General features: G+C 69.7%; 14 protein-coding genes and 1 pseudogene. All 15 read left to right on the top strand.

What is annotated here, in order from left to right; all coding sequences use genetic code 11:
• Positions 1–135 precede the first annotated feature (135 nt).
• A complete protein-coding gene (locus tag ACFY12_RS07555; protein ID WP_390714796.1) occupies positions 136–759 on the top strand; it encodes an SAF domain-containing protein in 624 nt (207 codons plus the stop codon).
• Complete coding sequence (locus tag ACFY12_RS07550) at positions 756–1,580, top strand: MinD/ParA family protein (RefSeq protein ID WP_390714795.1); 825 nt, start codon at positions 756–758, stop codon at positions 1,578–1,580. Before ACFY12_RS07555 ends, ACFY12_RS07550 begins: the two co-directional genes overlap by 4 nt.
• Entirely contained in the window at positions 1,577–2,926 is a 1,350-nt protein-coding gene (locus tag ACFY12_RS07545; RefSeq protein WP_390714794.1) for a CpaF family protein, read from the top strand. Before ACFY12_RS07550 ends, ACFY12_RS07545 begins: the two co-directional genes overlap by 4 nt.
• A 194-nt stretch (positions 2,927–3,120) precedes the next feature.
• Positions 3,121–3,843 carry a type II secretion system F family protein gene (locus tag ACFY12_RS07540; RefSeq protein ID WP_390714793.1) on the top strand — a complete coding sequence of 241 codons (723 nt, stop codon included), beginning with the start codon at positions 3,121–3,123 and terminating at the stop codon, positions 3,841–3,843.
• Positions 3,840–4,739, top strand: coding sequence for a type II secretion protein F (locus ACFY12_RS07535; protein WP_390714792.1), 900 nt, complete (start codon positions 3,840–3,842; stop codon positions 4,737–4,739). Before ACFY12_RS07540 ends, ACFY12_RS07535 begins: the two co-directional genes overlap by 4 nt.
• Before the next feature lie 51 nt (positions 4,740–4,790).
• A complete protein-coding gene (locus tag ACFY12_RS07530) occupies positions 4,791–4,991 on the top strand; it encodes a hypothetical protein (RefSeq protein ID WP_390714791.1) in 201 nt (66 codons plus the stop codon).
• A 13-nt stretch (positions 4,992–5,004) separates the two neighbouring features.
• A complete protein-coding gene (locus tag ACFY12_RS07525; RefSeq protein ID WP_390714790.1) occupies positions 5,005–5,409 on the top strand; it encodes a TadE/TadG family type IV pilus assembly protein in 405 nt (134 codons plus the stop codon).
• 53 nt (positions 5,410–5,462) lie between these two features.
• Positions 5,463–5,843 carry a TadE/TadG family type IV pilus assembly protein gene (locus tag ACFY12_RS07520; protein ID WP_390715079.1) on the top strand — a complete coding sequence of 127 codons (381 nt, stop codon included), beginning with the start codon at positions 5,463–5,465 and terminating at the stop codon, positions 5,841–5,843.
• Between the two features lie 52 nt (positions 5,844–5,895).
• Positions 5,896–6,291, top strand: coding sequence for a pilus assembly protein TadG-related protein (locus ACFY12_RS07515; protein WP_390714789.1), 396 nt, complete (start codon positions 5,896–5,898; stop codon positions 6,289–6,291).
• A gap of 40 nt (positions 6,292–6,331) precedes the next feature.
• Complete coding sequence (locus ACFY12_RS07510) at positions 6,332–9,163, top strand: BTAD domain-containing putative transcriptional regulator (RefSeq protein WP_390714788.1); 2,832 nt, start codon at positions 6,332–6,334, stop codon at positions 9,161–9,163.
• Positions 9,164–10,294: 1,131 nt separating this feature from the next.
• Entirely contained in the window at positions 10,295–11,317 is a 1,023-nt protein-coding gene (locus ACFY12_RS07505; protein ID WP_390715078.1) for an AAA family ATPase, read from the top strand.
• Between the two features lie 92 nt (positions 11,318–11,409).
• Complete coding sequence (locus tag ACFY12_RS07500) at positions 11,410–13,230, top strand: VWA domain-containing protein (RefSeq protein WP_390714787.1); 1,821 nt, start codon at positions 11,410–11,412, stop codon at positions 13,228–13,230.
• A gap of 192 nt (positions 13,231–13,422) precedes the next feature.
• Positions 13,423–13,752, top strand: a pseudogene (locus ACFY12_RS07495) (DUF317 domain-containing protein); the annotation flags it as partial.
• 3 nt (positions 13,753–13,755) lie between these two features.
• Positions 13,756–14,067 (top strand): DUF317 domain-containing protein, encoded by a 312-nt coding sequence (locus ACFY12_RS07490; protein ID WP_390715077.1) that lies wholly within the window; start codon positions 13,756–13,758, stop codon positions 14,065–14,067.
• Positions 14,068–14,518: 451 nt separating this feature from the next.
• Positions 14,519–15,748, top strand: a complete 1,230-nt coding sequence (locus tag ACFY12_RS07485; RefSeq protein WP_066940567.1) for an IS110 family transposase — start codon at positions 14,519–14,521, stop codon at positions 15,746–15,748.
• Positions 15,749–15,778: the final 30 nt, after the last annotated feature.

The following is a 15,778-nucleotide window of genomic DNA, read 5'->3' as shown; positions in this document are numbered from 1 at the left end:
GGCCGGGTGACGGAAGTCGGATTTTCCTTTCCTGTGAGGTGAAGTGTGGGTACCTCCTTGCCTTCTTCGGCCATGAAGGGCGCCGGTTCCGGTGTGCCGGGGGCGCGTCGGTCGAGCCCTGAGAAGAAGCCAGCGGTGACGGGTGGTCGGCGGCGTCGGCTGGGCTGGGTGTGGGCAGGGCTGGGGGCCGTGGTGGTCTCGGCGGTCGGCTTCACGCTGGTCGCGCAGATCGTGGGCGAGCGGACCGAGGTGTTGGTGCTGGCTCGTGATGTGCCGACGGGGCAGGCGTTGAAGCCGGGCGATCTGCGCGTGGTGCAGGTGGCCGCGGAGGCGGGAGTAGTCCCTGCAACAGACCGCGGCACGGTGCTTGGAAGGCGAACGCGGGTGCCGCTGGTAGCCGGGGCGCTGCTGGCACCAGGGCAGGTAGGGACGAGTGCTGCATTCCCGCCGAAGGGATTCTCACAGGTGGCGTTCGCGGTGGAGCAGGGCGGTGCGCCGCCGGATCTCTCCCGAGGAGAGCGCGTTGCCGTCCTTCCCGGTTCCGCCGATACCGGCGCCAATGCGATGGAGGACGCAGCCGAGGAGGAGTCGGCCGACTCTTCGGTGGCGGGGACGGTGGCGGGGGTACGTGCGCCAGAGTCTGCAGGCGGTCCGCGGGTGGTCACGGTGTTGGTGGAGACCGCGGCAGCGCGTCGGGCAGCGCAGCTGGAGCACCCGCATGTGGTGGTACTCCCCGCTGAGGGAGGCGAGTCTCCGTGAGACGACTTGTGGTGGTCGGATCGGTCACGGGTGCCCCGGGGGTGACGACGACAGCGTTGGCGCTGGCTACGGCATGGCCGCCGGAGACGGATGGCGGGGTGCGGCCGGTGGTGGTGGAAGCAGACTGCTCCGGCGGAGACCTGATGATGCGCTTCGGACTCTCGTCGGCGCCCTCGTTGCTGGATGTGGCGGCCGTGGCTGGGAAGCCGCATCCGGGCTCCTTGCTGGGGGCAGTGGCAGAGCTTCCTTTCGGGGTGCGGGCCGTTGTTGCGGTGCCGGGGCGTCGTCCGTGTACGGAGGCGGTGCGGCTGCTGGCGACCGACGGTGGACGGCTCGTGCTGCGGGGCGAGGAGAGCAACCAGGGCACGGTGCTGCTCGATGCGGGGCGGCTGAGCGAGGACGTTGACTCGTTGCTGCGGGCGGCCGACGAGGTGGTGCTGGTGACGCGGGGCGGAGCTGAACCGCTGACGCATGTCTCCGCGTACGGCATCGACAGCGACGCGTACGCCGGGCGTTTGACGCTGGGCGTGGTCGGGCCGTGTCCGTATCCGGCGGAGGAGATCGCGCAGACCCTGGGGATCGAGCGGGTGGTCTTCCTGCCATGGGATCCCAGGACCGTGGACGTGATGCGCAGCCCCCGGCGCAGGGCACTGCGGACGACAGGACATCGAGTGCCGCCGCTGATGGCTGCAGCACGGATGCTGGCCCGGCAGCTGGCCAGCGGACAGGCCCACGAGGACGAAGCCGGTTCTTCGAGGTTGGGCGGACACAGTCGGCGGGGTCTGGTTCGTGCCGCGGGAGATGACGGGAGCGAATCATGAGTCACGGGCTGATGCCACCGGGCGTGGTGCCCGCTTCGAGCGAGCAGGAGTTGGTGGGGGTGGTGCGTCAGCGGGTCGCGGCCCGACTGGCGGAGTATGCAGGCGAGCGTGAAGCGGCGGGTTTGCCGGCGGAGGATGAGGCGGCGCGCCGGGGCACCGTGGGGCGGCTGCTGGCCGAGGAACTGGGCGCGCAGCGCCGCCTGGCCCTCATGCGAGGCAGCAAGATCATCGATGCTGCCGTCGAGGAGCGGGTTGCCCAGGCGGTTGAGGATGCGCTGTTCGGTACGGGGAGTCTGGAGCGGCTGCTGGCGGATGTGGCGATCGAGAACATCTGCGTCAACGGCTGCGACGTGGTGTGGGTCAAGGACGCGGCCGGGGCGTGGCATCGCGAGGGACCGGTGGCTGCTTCGGATGCCGAGCTGGTGGAGTTGGTCCGCACTCTGGCAGCCCGTACGGGTGGCGAGGAGCGGCGTTTCGACCGGGGCATGCCTCGCCTGAACCTGCAGCTTCCGGACGGGTCGAGGTTGTTTGCGGTGATGGCGGTCACGGGGCGGGTGTCGCTGACGATCCGCCGCCACCGCTTCCCTGCTGCCTCGATGACCGAGCTGGTGCGCCTGGGCGTATGCGATGAGCAGCTCGCATCGTTCCTGACGGCGCTGGTGCGGGCGCGGAAGAACATCGTCATCGGCGGTGGCACCAACGTCGGCAAGACCACCGCGCTGCGCGCCTTCGCCCACGAGATCCCGCCCGAGGAACGGCTCGTGACGATCGAGGACACCTTCGAGCTCGGCCTGGATACGGATGTGGCGGCGCATCCGAATGTGGTGGCCATGCAGGCGCGGGAGCCGAACATCGAGGGCAAGGGCGGCATCGACCAGGCGGAGCTGGTGCGTTGGGGGCTTCGGATGTCCCCGGACCGGGTCATCGTCGGTGAGATCCGCGGGGCCGAGGTCATCCCGATGTGCAATGCGATGTCGCAGGGCAATGACGGCTCGCTGTCCACCATCCATGCCTCCACCTCGCGCGGAGTCTTCACCAAACTCGCCTCCTACGCCGCACAGGCACCCGAACGGCTCTCATTGGAAGCGACGAATCTGATGGTCGCCTCCGCGGTCCACTTCGTCGTCCATCTCGGCTGGGACGCCGCCGGGCACCGGGTGATCGACTCGGTGCGTGAAGTCATCGATGCCGACGGTTCCCAGATCATCTCCAACGAGGTCTACCGTCCCGGCCCGGACGGACGCGCCACGCCCTCCAGCCCGCTGCGCACCGAGACCCTCAACGACCTGGCTGCGGCCGGGCTGGATGTCCAGGGCGCTGGTTTCCCGTGGTGGGGAGGAGCGTGATGTTCATGTTCCCTCCGGGCGCGGGTTCCGTGACAGCGGTCGCGGTGGCCTGCGGGACGGTGTGTGGTCTGGGAATCGTGGCCATCGGCCACGGCGTCGTGCGGCGGAGAGAGCACGGGGAACGGCCTGGCTTCCTACGTGGGTTGATTGCCCGGCTGCCTGCGGACTGGACCACCCGACGCGTGGTCATCGCGGTGACTATCGGGGTTGTCGCGGGCGCGTTGACGACGTGGCCGGTGGCCGCGGTGCTGACCACGGTTGCCGTCCTCACGCTTCCCGGGCTGCTCGGTCCGGACCGGGCGGCGGCGCGGCGTACGGAGCGGATGGAGGCGCTGGCGGCCTGGACAGAGATGCTGCGCGACACCCTCTCCGCAGCGGCCGGCCTGGAACAGGCAGTTCTGGCGACGGCGGACATTGCACCGGCCGCACTGGAGCCGGAGATGAGGAGCCTGGCCGCCGCCATCCGCTCCGGGCGTGGTCTACCTTCCGCGCTGCGGGCGTTCGCCAGCGAGGTGGATGATCCGTTGGCCGATGTGGTGGTGGCTGCGTTGGTGATGGCGGCTGAGCAGCAGGCCGGCCAGTTGGCGCCGCTGTTGGGTGAGCTGGCGGAGTCGGTGCGCGAGCAGGTGGCCATGCGCCAGCGGGTCGACGCCGGACGTGCGAGCGTACGCACCGGCGTACGCGTCACGGTGAGCGTCACGTTGGGGATGACGGCGGGGCTGGTGGTCTTCAACCGCCCCTACCTGGACCCCTTCAACACGTGGACCGGGCAGGTCGTCCTGGCGGCGGTGGGGGCCTTGTTCGCCGCCAGCTTCACCTACCTGTCGATCATCGGCCGCATCGACGAACCCGTCCGCCTCATCACCACCAACCCACCTGGGAGCGCGACACCTGCTGAAGAGGGAGGCCCTCGGTGATCGTCACGCTGCTCGGAGCGCTCTTCGGCGCCGGAGCCACCGCACTCTTCTACGGACTGCGCCCGCCCCGGCCCGCACTGTCCGACGTCCTCACCGCGCTCAACACACCTGCAGAACCAACACCTGCGGCAATCTGTGAAGTCGGCGAGGAGGAGTGGGCGACCAGGCTGGGGCGGCGCGCTGTCCCCCTGGTGCGGGCGCTCGGGTTCCCTACCGCCTCGCTGCGCGCGGATCTGGCGGTGTGCGGCGTGGACGAGGAGCGGCACCTGGCGGGCAAGGCCGTCTGCGCGCTGACCGGGCTCGTCGCACCGTGGGCCACGGCTGGATTGCTGCGTGTGGGTGCGGATGTCGCGGCGGGGTGGTGGGTGCCGCTGGTCGGCTCGCTCGCCCTTGCGGTGGTGCTGTTCTTCGTCCCCGACCTCAGCCTCCGCCAACAGGCGCGGAGGCGGCGTCGCGAGATGAGGCACACGCTCAGCCTCGTCCTGGATCTGACGGTGATCGCGCTCGCCGGTGGCGCCGGAGTGCAGCAGGCTCTCACGCAGGCCATCGCCGCGCCGCAGGGCTGGGCGGCGGGCAAATTGCGGCACGCCCTGCATATCGCGCAGCTCACTCGGACCAGCCCCTGGTCCCATGTGGACGAACTGGGACGGCAGCTGGCCGTCGGGGACCTGGTCGAGCTGGCCTCGACCCTGAGCCTGGCTGGCGCCGAGGGAGCCAAGATCCGCGGCTCGCTCGGGGCGAAGGCGCGGGCAATGCGGCGCCGGAGAGTCTCCGAGGCCGACGGGGCAGCCCAGGCGGCCACCGAACGGATGTCGCTGCCCGTGATGGGCCTGTTCGCCGCGTTCCTGCTGCTGATCGGCTACCCGGCCCTCGCGCACGTGCTGACTCTGAGCTGACACCTTTCCCACCACCACCGACCCACCAAGATCACGAAGAAAGCACTCGCCATGTTTCACCTCGACACCCTGACCCGCCGACTGCGCGAACATCTGGCCGAAGTCCGTCGGCAGGCCCGCGATCACGGGGACGCCGGCTATACCACCGAGACCGTCCTGATCACCGCTTTGCTGGCCATCCTGGCCCTGACCGTGGTGGGCATCATCACGGCCAAAGTCCTGGGCAAGGCCAAAGGGCTTGACCTCGGGTAGAGGCGTGACCGTGATGGCTCTCCTGCGAAGGCTGCGCGACGACCGCGGGTCGGCGAGTACGCAGCTGGTGCTGGTCGTTCCCGTGCTGTTGCTGATCGCCTTGCTGGTGGTCCAGTTCGCCGTGGTCTGGCACGCGCGACACATCGCGCAGTACGTCGCCCAGCGCGCCCTGGCCACCGCACGGGCCGAGGACGGAACTGCCGCCAAGGGCCGGGCCCGGGCCCGACGCAGCCTTGCCGCACTTGGCAGCCGGATCCTGACGGAACCGTCAGTGACGGTCGACCGCAGCACGGCCAAGACCACCGTGCACGTCGACGGGGCAGTGATGACCGTGGTCCCGGGCCTGGCCTTGCACGCCTCCGGTACCACGTCCGGCCCCACGGAGAAGATCAACACCCCTGCCGGAGGTCGGCTATGAACCGGCGTCAGGTCTGCGCCCGCCGCGGCGAGCGTGATCGAGGCTCGGCGTCGGTGGAGCTGATGCTGGTCACTCCGCTGCTGATTGTGGTGCTGCTGGTCGTCGTGGCGCTGGGCAGGCTCGCTGACGCTCGCCTGGTCGTGACGGACGCCGCCCACCAGGCTGCCCGCGCTGCCTCTCTGGCCCGCACCGAACAGGCCGCCCGAACCCAGGCAGCACGCGCCGCGGCCACAGCCCTGAAGGAAGCCGGAGCCACCTGTAGGCATCCGCGCGTCAGCCTCTCCACGAGCGGTCTGACCCCGGGTGCCAACGTGGCGGCGAAGATCTCCTGCACCGCCGACCTGTCGCATCTGACCCACACCTGGGTCCCCGGCCACGTGCCCCTGACCGGCACAGCCTTCTCCATCGTCGACTCCTTCCGAGGCACACAGTGAAACAACACATCCACGCACAACTGGTGGCAGGGGACGACCGGGGAGACGTGGCATGACAGCGTTCGCCATCGGCATCGTTGCCGCATTGTGGCTCTTCGCCGGGATCGTCGTCGACGGCGGCCTCGCCCTCGCCGGCAAAGCCCGGGCCCTCGACCTGGCGCAGGAAGCCGCGCGCACCGGCGCCCAGCAGCTCGATGTCGGCCACCTGCGAGGCCAGCGCCACCACGACGACGTCCGTCTCGTCCGTGCCGAAGCCATCCGTGCCGCCCGCGCCTATGTGGCCTCTGCCGGCGACAGCAGCCGTGCGTCCGTGAGGGGCGATGCCGTCACTGTCCAGGTCACCCACCGCTACCGCACGCAGATCCTCCAGCTGATCGGTCTCCACACGCTCACCACGCACGCCACCGGCACCGCGCACGCCGAACGTGCCACCACCGCCTCCTCGTAGCGGCTGTTCCCCCTTGCGGCCGCAGAAAGCGAATCCGGCGATGCCCTACCACGTTGCTCTACGCCAGCGTCTGACCGCAGCCGTCACGGTGCTCGGCACCCTCGCCGTGACCCTCGCCGCGCTGGCCGGCATGCCCTACGTACTGTGGCGAGCCACCGGCATCCCCTGGCCCGAACAGGTCCCGTCGTGGGCAGAGTTGGGTAAGCGGCTGGCGGAGCCGGTCAGCGATCCCTTGGTGGTCGACCTGCTGGCGCTGGTTGGCTGGGTCTGCTGGGCCGCCTTCGCCTTCACGGTGCTCCGGGAGATCTGCTGGTACACCGCCCACCTTCCGCAATTGCTGCACGATCGCCGTGCTCACCACGACCATGTCGCCAGCGTGTCCGTGAAGGGCTCGCTGGCCGCGCTGTGCATCGGCACCCTCGTCGCCGCCGCCCTCACCCTCTGGCGCCCCCACGCTGCCAGTGCGCAGCAGCCCTCCTCGGCGAGCGATCCCCGACTCCACGTCACCGCGACAGCTCCTCTCATCCCCTCCCCGGGGGAACAGGCCGCCACGCTTCGCACGGCAGATGCGACAACTTCCCCACACATCGCGTCAGCCATCTCCGGTGAGGGGCACCGGGGGTCGTCTGCCGGCGACGAGGCCGTTCGGCTGGTGCAGTACACGGTGCGGGAAGGCGACACGTTGTGGGACATCGCCCACACTCATCTGGGAGATGCGCTGAAGTGGCCCAGAATCTACGCACTCAACAAAGACCGCGTACAGAGCGACGGAGCCCGGCTCAGGGACCCGGACCTGATCAAGCCTGGCTGGCAACTGACCATCCCTGTCAGCCACCACTCCACCGCATCCCTGCCCACCCCTACCCCGGCGGGCCCCGCACCGGATTCCGCAGCTGAGACGCCGCCTGCTCCGACAGCGTCTGCGCAGCCGCCCCTGGATCAGAAGCCGGGCAGTGGCCGACAGCTCGACGGCAACCAGACACCCGACGCAGCATCACGACACCACGGTGACGCGAGGGACCAGAAGGCGGCGGCGGGGCCGGGACCAGCAGCTATCGGTTTCGGCGAGGCAAGTCTGATCGGTATCACCGCGGCAGCAGGGCTGCTGGCAGCCCGCCGCTACTGGTACCTGCACCAACGACGCCTGCGCCGACCCGGCGACGAAGCGCCTGCACCGGCTTTGAGCCCGCTGGTCGACAAGGCCGCACAAGCCGCACACGCCGCCGCACAACCCCGCCGCCCCTACGACCCCGAGGCCCTGATCACCCGCCGCACCCCGCCCCAGCAACCCCGCAGCGCGGACACGGTCACCATCGGCGTGGAAGGCGACGCCGAGGTGCCCCTCGATGTCTTGGCCACCGCCGGCGGCTGCACTTGGACGGGCCCTGGGGCCGAGGGCGCCGCCCGCGCCCTGCTCACCGGTATCCTCACCGCGGCCGAACGCCAACGCCCCCGCCCTCCCCACGTCAAGGCCATCGTCACCGAAGAGATCGCCGGCTGCCTGCTGCCCGGACTGCCGCAACGGTTCACCGCCCTCACGCAAGCCACCGACACCGCGCAGGCGGTCCGCATGGCCGAGCAGCACCTGATCGCCCACGCCCGCGCCCACAACGAGCTCGACACTCCGGCAAGCGGGCAAGCGATGGCGCGCTGCCCCGACGAGGAGGACCCGGGCACCTTGGTTGTGCTCACCCGGCCGAACGCCGCCCATATCGGCCAGGTTCAAGCCGTGGCCACCCGCAGCCGACCCGGCGTCCTGATCGTGCTCACCCTGGACACCCCGCTCCCGGACGCCACGCACTGGCACATCGACGCAGACGGCACCACCACACGGCCCCACAAGCGCCCTCACAGCGCCAGCCGCCTGGAGCTGTTCCACCTCACCCCTGACGCCGGCCGCGACATGACCCAAGTCCTCCTCGGCGCCCACGGCCAGCGCCCGAACCTGCGCGTCCTCCCCGTCCTCCCCGCTCAGAGCCCGTCCCCGCACGACAACCAGCCCGAACCCGAGGCCGAAGCCGATGCCGTTGACGACTCGGAGGAGGAACCGGGCCCCTCTGACGACCCTCATCTCACCAGCGCATCGCGTCCGGTGCAGACCAAGCCCGTTCGCCTCCACGTCCTCGGCCCCGTCACCCTCTACGCCCGCGACCACGAAGAACCCGTCGGCACCAACCTGCGGCCCGAAGTCCACGAATTCCTCGCCCTACTCGCCGCCCACCCCACCGGACTCCTCACCTCCGACATCGCCGACAAACTCCACCTCGCCACCGGCAGTGAACACAACGCCCTCAAAAACCTGCGCCGCGCCGTACGCCGCGCCCTGCGCACCGCAACCGGAATCACCACACAGGAATTCATCCTGCGCCAAGGAGAACTCCACAAACTCAACACAGGGCTCGTAGAAACCGACATCGCCGATTTCACCCAAAGACTCAAAGAAGCATCCGCAACGGGATCGAAGCATCCAGAAAAAGACGTCACGCACACCGTACGCCAGGCCCTGACTCACTACCGCGGCCCCTTCGCCCAGGGCGGCGACTACCTGTGGGCCGACGCGATCCGCGAACACCTCACCACCCAGGCCACCGACGCCGCCCTCCGCCTGGCCCACCAAGCCGAGCACACTCCCACCGACCCGCAACAGCGCGACACTGTCTTGGGACTGCTGGAGCACCTGGGTGCCCTCCACCCCGATCACGAGCGGCTCACCCAGCACGCCATCCGCCTCTACCAAGCATCCGGCCGCCACGACGCGGCCCGGCACACCTACAGCCGCCTCGAACGCCACCTCGCCGAGCTCGGCCTCGAACCAGAGCCGGCAACCCGAGCCCTTCTCACGCCTCGAGCCCCCTCCCGTCACACGCGGTAAAGCCGCAGCTCACTGCCCCTGCGAGCCTCATCGCCCGGCATGAGCGAGCCCTTGGCGTTTGCCCTGTCGTATACGGCGTCGATTCTGCCGCCGTATACGTGTACGCGCTTGGATGCGACACCCTCACCCGGCATATAACCGCAGGCCATGGCCCCTGCGAGCCACCGGTGGGCGGCGGCGACTGTATATCGGTGCAGCAATGCATCCCGATCTACCTGCGACAGGCCCCGGCCCGGGACCCCGGCGCGCATGCCGACGGCCACAGCTCTCTTCCTGCGCGCCCACTCCGATCCTCCCGCTCAGCCTGACGCTGTCACTGCAAGCCTGACCCAGGACCACCGGGTGGCCACGACAACCGGTAGGCGCGGCGGCGCCCAGGCATAGCCGAGGTGCCGCCGCGCCGGGCACCGCGCCGGGCACCGCGCATTCAAGCGTGGCTGGGAAACGGTCGTGAATTCCGCCAGCCACGACGCCTTACGTCGCGCCATAGACATTTCCCCTGAATACCCGTCGTGAATTCACGAGAATTCCAGCATTATCAAGCCGGAATCCAGCTTCAGGTGATGCGCGAGTCGAGCTATATTTAAATTGTTCCCGGGAAACGGGAATTGAAAATCCCGCCAATTCCTTTTGCGGAGGATATCCGCGCACGGGTGGAGTGCGGCCAAAACAAGGCTGGCGCATAGCCAGCTCATCACCGCCATGACGTCAGCCACCCGAACTCAACTAACGCTGCCCGCAAGCCCTGCGCGGTGCGGCGGCCCCATCCCACACACATCCGAAGACGGAGTACGCCCATGCACCACGCGTCAGACGACAACGCCCCTGTCATCCCGCGCATCCCCCGGCCCAGACGACCGCTGGACGCCGCACCCCCGCAGCCTCGACCGCCCCGGCGGCCCCACGTGCCGCGCCAGGCGCCACCCGCCGACAAGTAACCGACGCCGCCTGCCACGTACACGATTGGAGCCCTGCATGACCACCCAGCCCCCACCCGTCCCCGTCACCCCCAATTCCCCCGCCTCCTCCACGGCGCCCTCGAAGGCGCGCCCCGGTGAACTACGCGCGGCGGTCGCCAAAATCCTGGCCGTCGACGCCAGTTTGAAGTTCAGCGTTACCGAGCTGGCGAAGATGCTGGGGCACTCGGGCGGCGCCGTCGGCAACGCCTGCGAGACCCTGGTAGCCCGGGGCGAGGCAGTGAGGGTAGGTGCCAAGCCCCGTATGTACCGGGCGTCTTCCAGCACCACCGCCGCAGCCCAGGGAGCACCGCCGACTCCGCCCCGCGCCAGCACGTCTCTACCCGGACCCCGCCAGACCGTTCCGCAGGCGCCACCAGCGGCTTCACCTCCGAGCGGAAGGCCGCAGCCGGTCACCCGTCCGAACGGCCAGCAGTACCACCCCAGGGCCCTGGCACAACTCCCCGATGTCGAAGCTCTGCGCAGACTGCGCGAAGCAGGCGTGGCGGTGCTGTTGTACGGGCCGCCCGGCACGGGCAAGACCTCGCTGATCGAGGCTGCCTTCCCCGACCTGATCACCGTCGCGGGAGATGGTGACACCACCGTCGGCGATCTGATCGGCGAATACACCCAGGACGAGAACGGCGGCTACGAGTTCATCTACGGGCCGCTGGTCACCGCGATGCAGGAGGGCCGCGCCCTGCTCCTGGACGATGCGACGCTGATCTCGCCGAAGGTGCTGGCTGCCTTGTATCCGGCGATGGACGGGCGGCGGCAGATCCAGGTCAAGGCCCACAAGGGCGAGACGATCACGGCCACCGACGGCTTCTACGTGATCGCAGGGCATAACCCGGGCGTGCACGGCGCGGTATTGACCGAGGCGCTGGCCTCGCGGTTCAGCGTGCAGATCCAGGTCGGCTCCGACTACGACCTGGCCGCCTCCTTGAAGATCAACTCCACGGCGGTACGGATCGCCCGGCGCCTGGCCACCAGCCAGAAGGCAGGCGAACTGGGATGGGCGCCACAGCTGCGGGAGTTGATCGCCTTCCAGAAGATCGCCGATGTCCTGGGCACTGAGGCGGCCTTCGCCAACCTGGTCGGCATCGCGCCCCTGGAAGACCGCGACACCGTCGCCGAAATCGTCACCAAGGCCGTCGGCAGGCCAGTTGCCGCCCTGTCCCTGGGCCGCCAGCTCTAACCGCCCCGGGCCCGGCCACCCGCCGGGCCCCAACGGCCCACCTCCGCGCCACCCACACCACTACATCACCCTCGCGTGAAGGGAACCCTGCCATGGCTGCACAGTTGCACAGCCACGTCCAGCCCACTCCACCCGCCCTGTCCGAAGCCGAAGAAGCCATCGCACGCTGGGAGGACGACGGCGGCCTCATCCCCGAACCCCGCACCCCCACCCACAGCAGCCACTGGCTACGCATCGGCGCAGCCCTCAGCGGCCGCCTGCCCGAACTCACCGGTCGCGAAGACGTCCTGGTCACCTGCCAGGTGGGCACTCGCTCCGGCGCACCGGCCGCCTTCTACCCCACCCTGGCCGAGCTGGAGATCGATGCCACCCTCTTCGCCCCGGTCAACCCGGCGACCATCCGCCCCGAGCGCCCAGGCGATGAGGAACGCTACCCGGTGGCCTGGGGTGCGCTGGTGCACGAGGCGGCCCACGCCGCCCACAGCCATTGGCTCACCCCACCCCCACTGCGCGGAACGGCCCTGGACACCGCAGCGCAGGTGCTGGAGGAGTCCCGCGCCGAACATGCCCACCTGGGCCGTCGCCCGGATGATCGCCGCTACCTGCGGGCCTCGATCCACACCCTGGTCCTGGACGACTTCACCGCCCAGACCCCCACCGACCGCTGGCAGGCAGCCCTGGCGGCCGGACTGATCCTGGCCCGCCGCGACGCCGGACTCTTCGACCCGGACGAAACCGAAACCCTCGAAACCACCGTCACCGGCATCCTCGGCCCCGACCTCCTCCAAACCCTCGCCGACATCTGGACAGCCGCCCACAGCACGGCGGACGGGGACGGCCAGACGATGATGGAGCACGCCCGCGCCTGGTGCCAGGCCCTCGGCGCCCAACCCAACGCACCCGAACCACCCACGGGCCCGGCAGGTGGCCGCAAGGGCGAGCTGGCCGAGGCGATCGGCAAGGTCGTCGGCCAGGTACGGGCGAACGAGGCCGCGCAGGCCGCCGCCGAAGCCCGGGTTGCCGCCGCCCGCGCGGCCCGCGCACAGGCCAAGGCCGCCCAGGCCCAGCAGGCGCGGCAGGCCGCGAAGACCGCCGAGAAGGTCTTCGCCCCCGGCGGCCGCCCGCACACCCCAGGCAACAAGCCCGGCAAGGGCCGCCGCCGCTCACCGGTGACCGGCACCCGCGCCCCGGCCCCTGCGGAGAAGGCCGCCGCCGGGCAACTGGCCCGCGCCTTGAGGGCTGCCGCCTACCGGGAACGCACCGCCACCACCACCGCCTCGGCCGCCCCGCCCGGACGCCTCAACATGCGCCAGGCCCTGGCCCGCGACGCACAACGCGCCGCAGGCGTCACCCCCACCGCAACCCCCTGGACCCGCACCACCCACCGCCCCCACCCCACCCCACCACTGCGCGTCGGGATCGCCGTGGACGTCTCCGGATCCATGGGATCCGCCACCGCCCCGATCGCCTCGGCCGCCTGGATCCTTGCCAAGGCCGCAGCCCTCACCGACCCCGACTCCCGCACCGCCACCGTCGCCTACGACCAGGCCATCACCGCCATCACCGCACCCGGACGCGCCCCCGCACGCGTGACACAGTTCAACGCCAACGGGCTGGGCCACAGCCTCGCCGAAGCCACCGACGCCCTCACCGCCGCACTCAGCCTCACCCAACCGGGGGCGGAACGCCTGCTGGTCATCGCCTCCGACGGCTACTACCACCCCGACGAAGCCACCCACGCCACCGAACGCATCACCGCCCTACGGCAAGCCGGATGTGCGGTGCTATGGCTCGCTTTCGACCCCGGCCCCCGCCCCCTGCCCGGCACCACGCTGCTCGAACTCACCGACCCGGCCCAGGCCGCCACCGCCATCGGCAAGGCCGCCACCACCGCCCTCGCCACCACCACATGACCCCCTGGGGCCGCCCCGGCACCGCCCGGGGCGGCCCTCCGGACCGCCCGGCTCAAACCGCGCGCCGCATGCTGGCTGTGGGGCCGCGCCCCACGGCCGCGCACACGCGGATACGCCCCCGCCGGGCCGACCGCGTTAACCCCGATAACCGAATCACCGACCAGCACCCGCTTCAACGAAGGGAAGTTCAAGGTGCATCACCGCGCATCGACGCGACCCGTTCTGGTCGCTCCCCGCTATCTCGCAGGCCCGGACGGCCCGGCCACCAGCGCCCTCATCCAAGGTCTACGTGACCACAGCTGGCGTGGTGAATTCTTCGGGCACTGCCTCGTACTCAGTCACCACGACCCCCAAGGACTGCTCGAAGCGCTCCACACGCCCGAAGGCAGCCGGCCCCGATGCAGGAACAGCCCCGCAGGGAACTGGGAGTTCACCGCCCGCCTCGGTCCCGGCCACGCAGCGACATGGTCAGTCCGCTTCTCCCCTCACACCCCACCCGAACTCCCCACAGCACTCGCCACCGCCTTGACCACGTTCGTCGCCACCCCAGGCACCGATGGCCGCCCTCACTACCTGCAGCCCCCAGGCCGGCCAGAAGAAGCAACCACACCGCTGCTGACGGCCGGATGGATGCGCGACCTCACCCAGCACAAGTACACGTGGTACGCACCCGACGAACAAGCGATCGTCGTCAGCCTCCCCTCCGATGCACTCGATGACGGCGGCACGAACTGGCTCCTGGCTGCCCATCGCACGAACGACGACACCGGCCTCTGGCACGCCACCGCCCACCCCCACACCCCCGCCCACATCATCCGAGCCCTAATCCCTTGTTAAGGACGGCTTCCAGCGCGGGTTTCCAGGTGGGGCTGTTCGAGCACTGGGATCGTGATGCCTTCGCCGAGCCGGGCTTTGGTGCCTTTCGTTAGAGCGGTGCACGATCTTGGTGTTGATGGTGGTGGTCGCGTGGGCGCCGGACGGATGCCTTTCCGAGCCCCGGCGTAACTGCGCCTCTGCATAGAGCGGCGGCGTTCGGCGTCCTCGTGACCACCACCTGCTGTACTCGCTCGTTGCTCTTCGTGGTACGAGCCCGCCGCGCGGTGACCTCTCAAATCGCCCGAGCCGCTTGAGCTCCCACATAGACCGAGGCCCCGTGGGGTGCGCTGGTGCCACGAACGGCTACTGAGGTGGTGGACCGGCACTCGTGCTGAGTCCTGGGATTAGGTCGCTGCGTGGCCCGCATGCGCTCGTGACCAGCGCAAACACTCATTGCTCAGGGAGGGGCAAGTTGATCTACTGCGGTATCGACTGGGCGGAAAGGACGCACGACGTCGCTCTGGTCGACGACAGCGGCCAGCTGGTGGCCAAGCGGCACATCACTGATGACGCCGCTGGCTACCGGATCCTTCTGGACCTTCTCGCGGAGTACGGCGACACCGAGGAGAATCCGATCCCGGTCGCGATCGAGACCTCCCGCGGTCTGCTGGTTGCTGTGCTGCGGACCGGGAAGCGGAAGGTGTTCGCGATCAACCCGATGGCCGCAGCTCGCTACCGCGACCGTCACTCCGTCTCGCGCAAGAAGTCCGACCCAGGCGATGCCCTTGTTCTCGCCAACATCCTCCGCACGGACATGCACGCCCACCGGTCCCTGCCGAACGACTCGGATCTGGCCCGCGCCGTCGCCGTCCTGGCCCGCGCACAGCAGGACAGCACCTGGAATCGACAGCAGATTTCCAACCAGCTCCGCTCACTGCTGCGGGAGTACTACCCAGCTGCCCTGACGGCCTTCGAGCCCTGGAAAAACGGGCTGTGTCGCTCCGAGGCCCGGGAGATCCTCAAGGCCGCCCCGACGCCGACCCGCGCCGCGCGGCTGACCCACACCCAGTTCCAGGCCGCCCTGAAGCGGGCCGGCCGCAAACGCGGCATCGTGACTGAGGCCGAACGCCTCCGTGAGGTCTTCCGGGCCGGCTGGGCCCATCAACCCCCGCTGGTCGAGGATGCGCTCGGCAAGCAGATGCTGGCCCTGCTCGTCCAGCTGGACGCCGCCTGCACCGCCGCCGACGACCTCGCCAAGGCGGTGGAAGAGGCTTTCCCTCAGCACCCGGACGCTGACATTCTTCTCAGCTTCCCTGGCCTCGGCATCCAGCTCGGCGCCCGGGTGCTCGCCGAAATCGGAGACGACCGCAACCGCTTCGCCGACGCCCGCGGTCTGAAGGCATACGCCGGCTCCTCGCCCATCACCAGGGCCTCCGGGAAGAAGTCGTCTATCACCAGGCGATGGGTGAAGAACGACCGGCTCAACCATGCCGGATACCTATGGGCTTTCTCCGCGATCACCGCCTCACCCGGCGCCAAGGCCCACTACCGGCGCCGACGCGACGACCACGGAGACTGGCACGCAGCAGCCCAAAGGCACCTCTTCAATCGGATGCTGGGGATGCTCTATCACTGTCTGCAGCAGCGAAGGCTGTTCGACGAAGGTACGGCCTTCCCCACCAAACTCGCGGTCGCCGCTTGACGAGTTAGCGCCCTGAGGTGTCTATGCACT

This window comes from Streptomyces sp. NPDC001339 (assembly GCF_042895955.1).
GTDB lineage: Bacteria > Actinomycetota > Actinomycetes > Streptomycetales > Streptomycetaceae > Streptomyces.
The sequence above is the reverse complement of the archived record's forward strand: the minus strand, read 5'-3'. Positions and strand labels throughout refer to the sequence as shown.

What these genes read in the sequence shown, in the direction of transcription:
- ACFY12_RS07545 (WP_390714794.1), top strand. Translation starts at nt 1,577, where the DNA reads ATGAGTCACGGGCTGATGCCACCGGGCGTGGTGCCCGCTTCGAGCGAG.
- ACFY12_RS07530 (WP_390714791.1), top strand. Translation starts at nt 4,791, where the DNA reads ATGTTTCACCTCGACACCCTGACCCGCCGACTGCGCGAACATCTGGCC.
- ACFY12_RS07525 (WP_390714790.1), top strand. Translation starts at nt 5,005, where the DNA reads ATGGCTCTCCTGCGAAGGCTGCGCGACGACCGCGGGTCGGCGAGTACG.
- ACFY12_RS07515 (WP_390714789.1), top strand. Translation starts at nt 5,896, where the DNA reads ATGACAGCGTTCGCCATCGGCATCGTTGCCGCATTGTGGCTCTTCGCC.
- ACFY12_RS07510 (WP_390714788.1), top strand. Translation starts at nt 6,332, where the DNA reads ATGCCCTACCACGTTGCTCTACGCCAGCGTCTGACCGCAGCCGTCACG.
- ACFY12_RS07505 (WP_390715078.1), top strand. Translation starts at nt 10,295, where the DNA reads ATGCTGGGGCACTCGGGCGGCGCCGTCGGCAACGCCTGCGAGACCCTG.
- ACFY12_RS07500 (WP_390714787.1), top strand. Translation starts at nt 11,410, where the DNA reads ATGGCTGCACAGTTGCACAGCCACGTCCAGCCCACTCCACCCGCCCTG.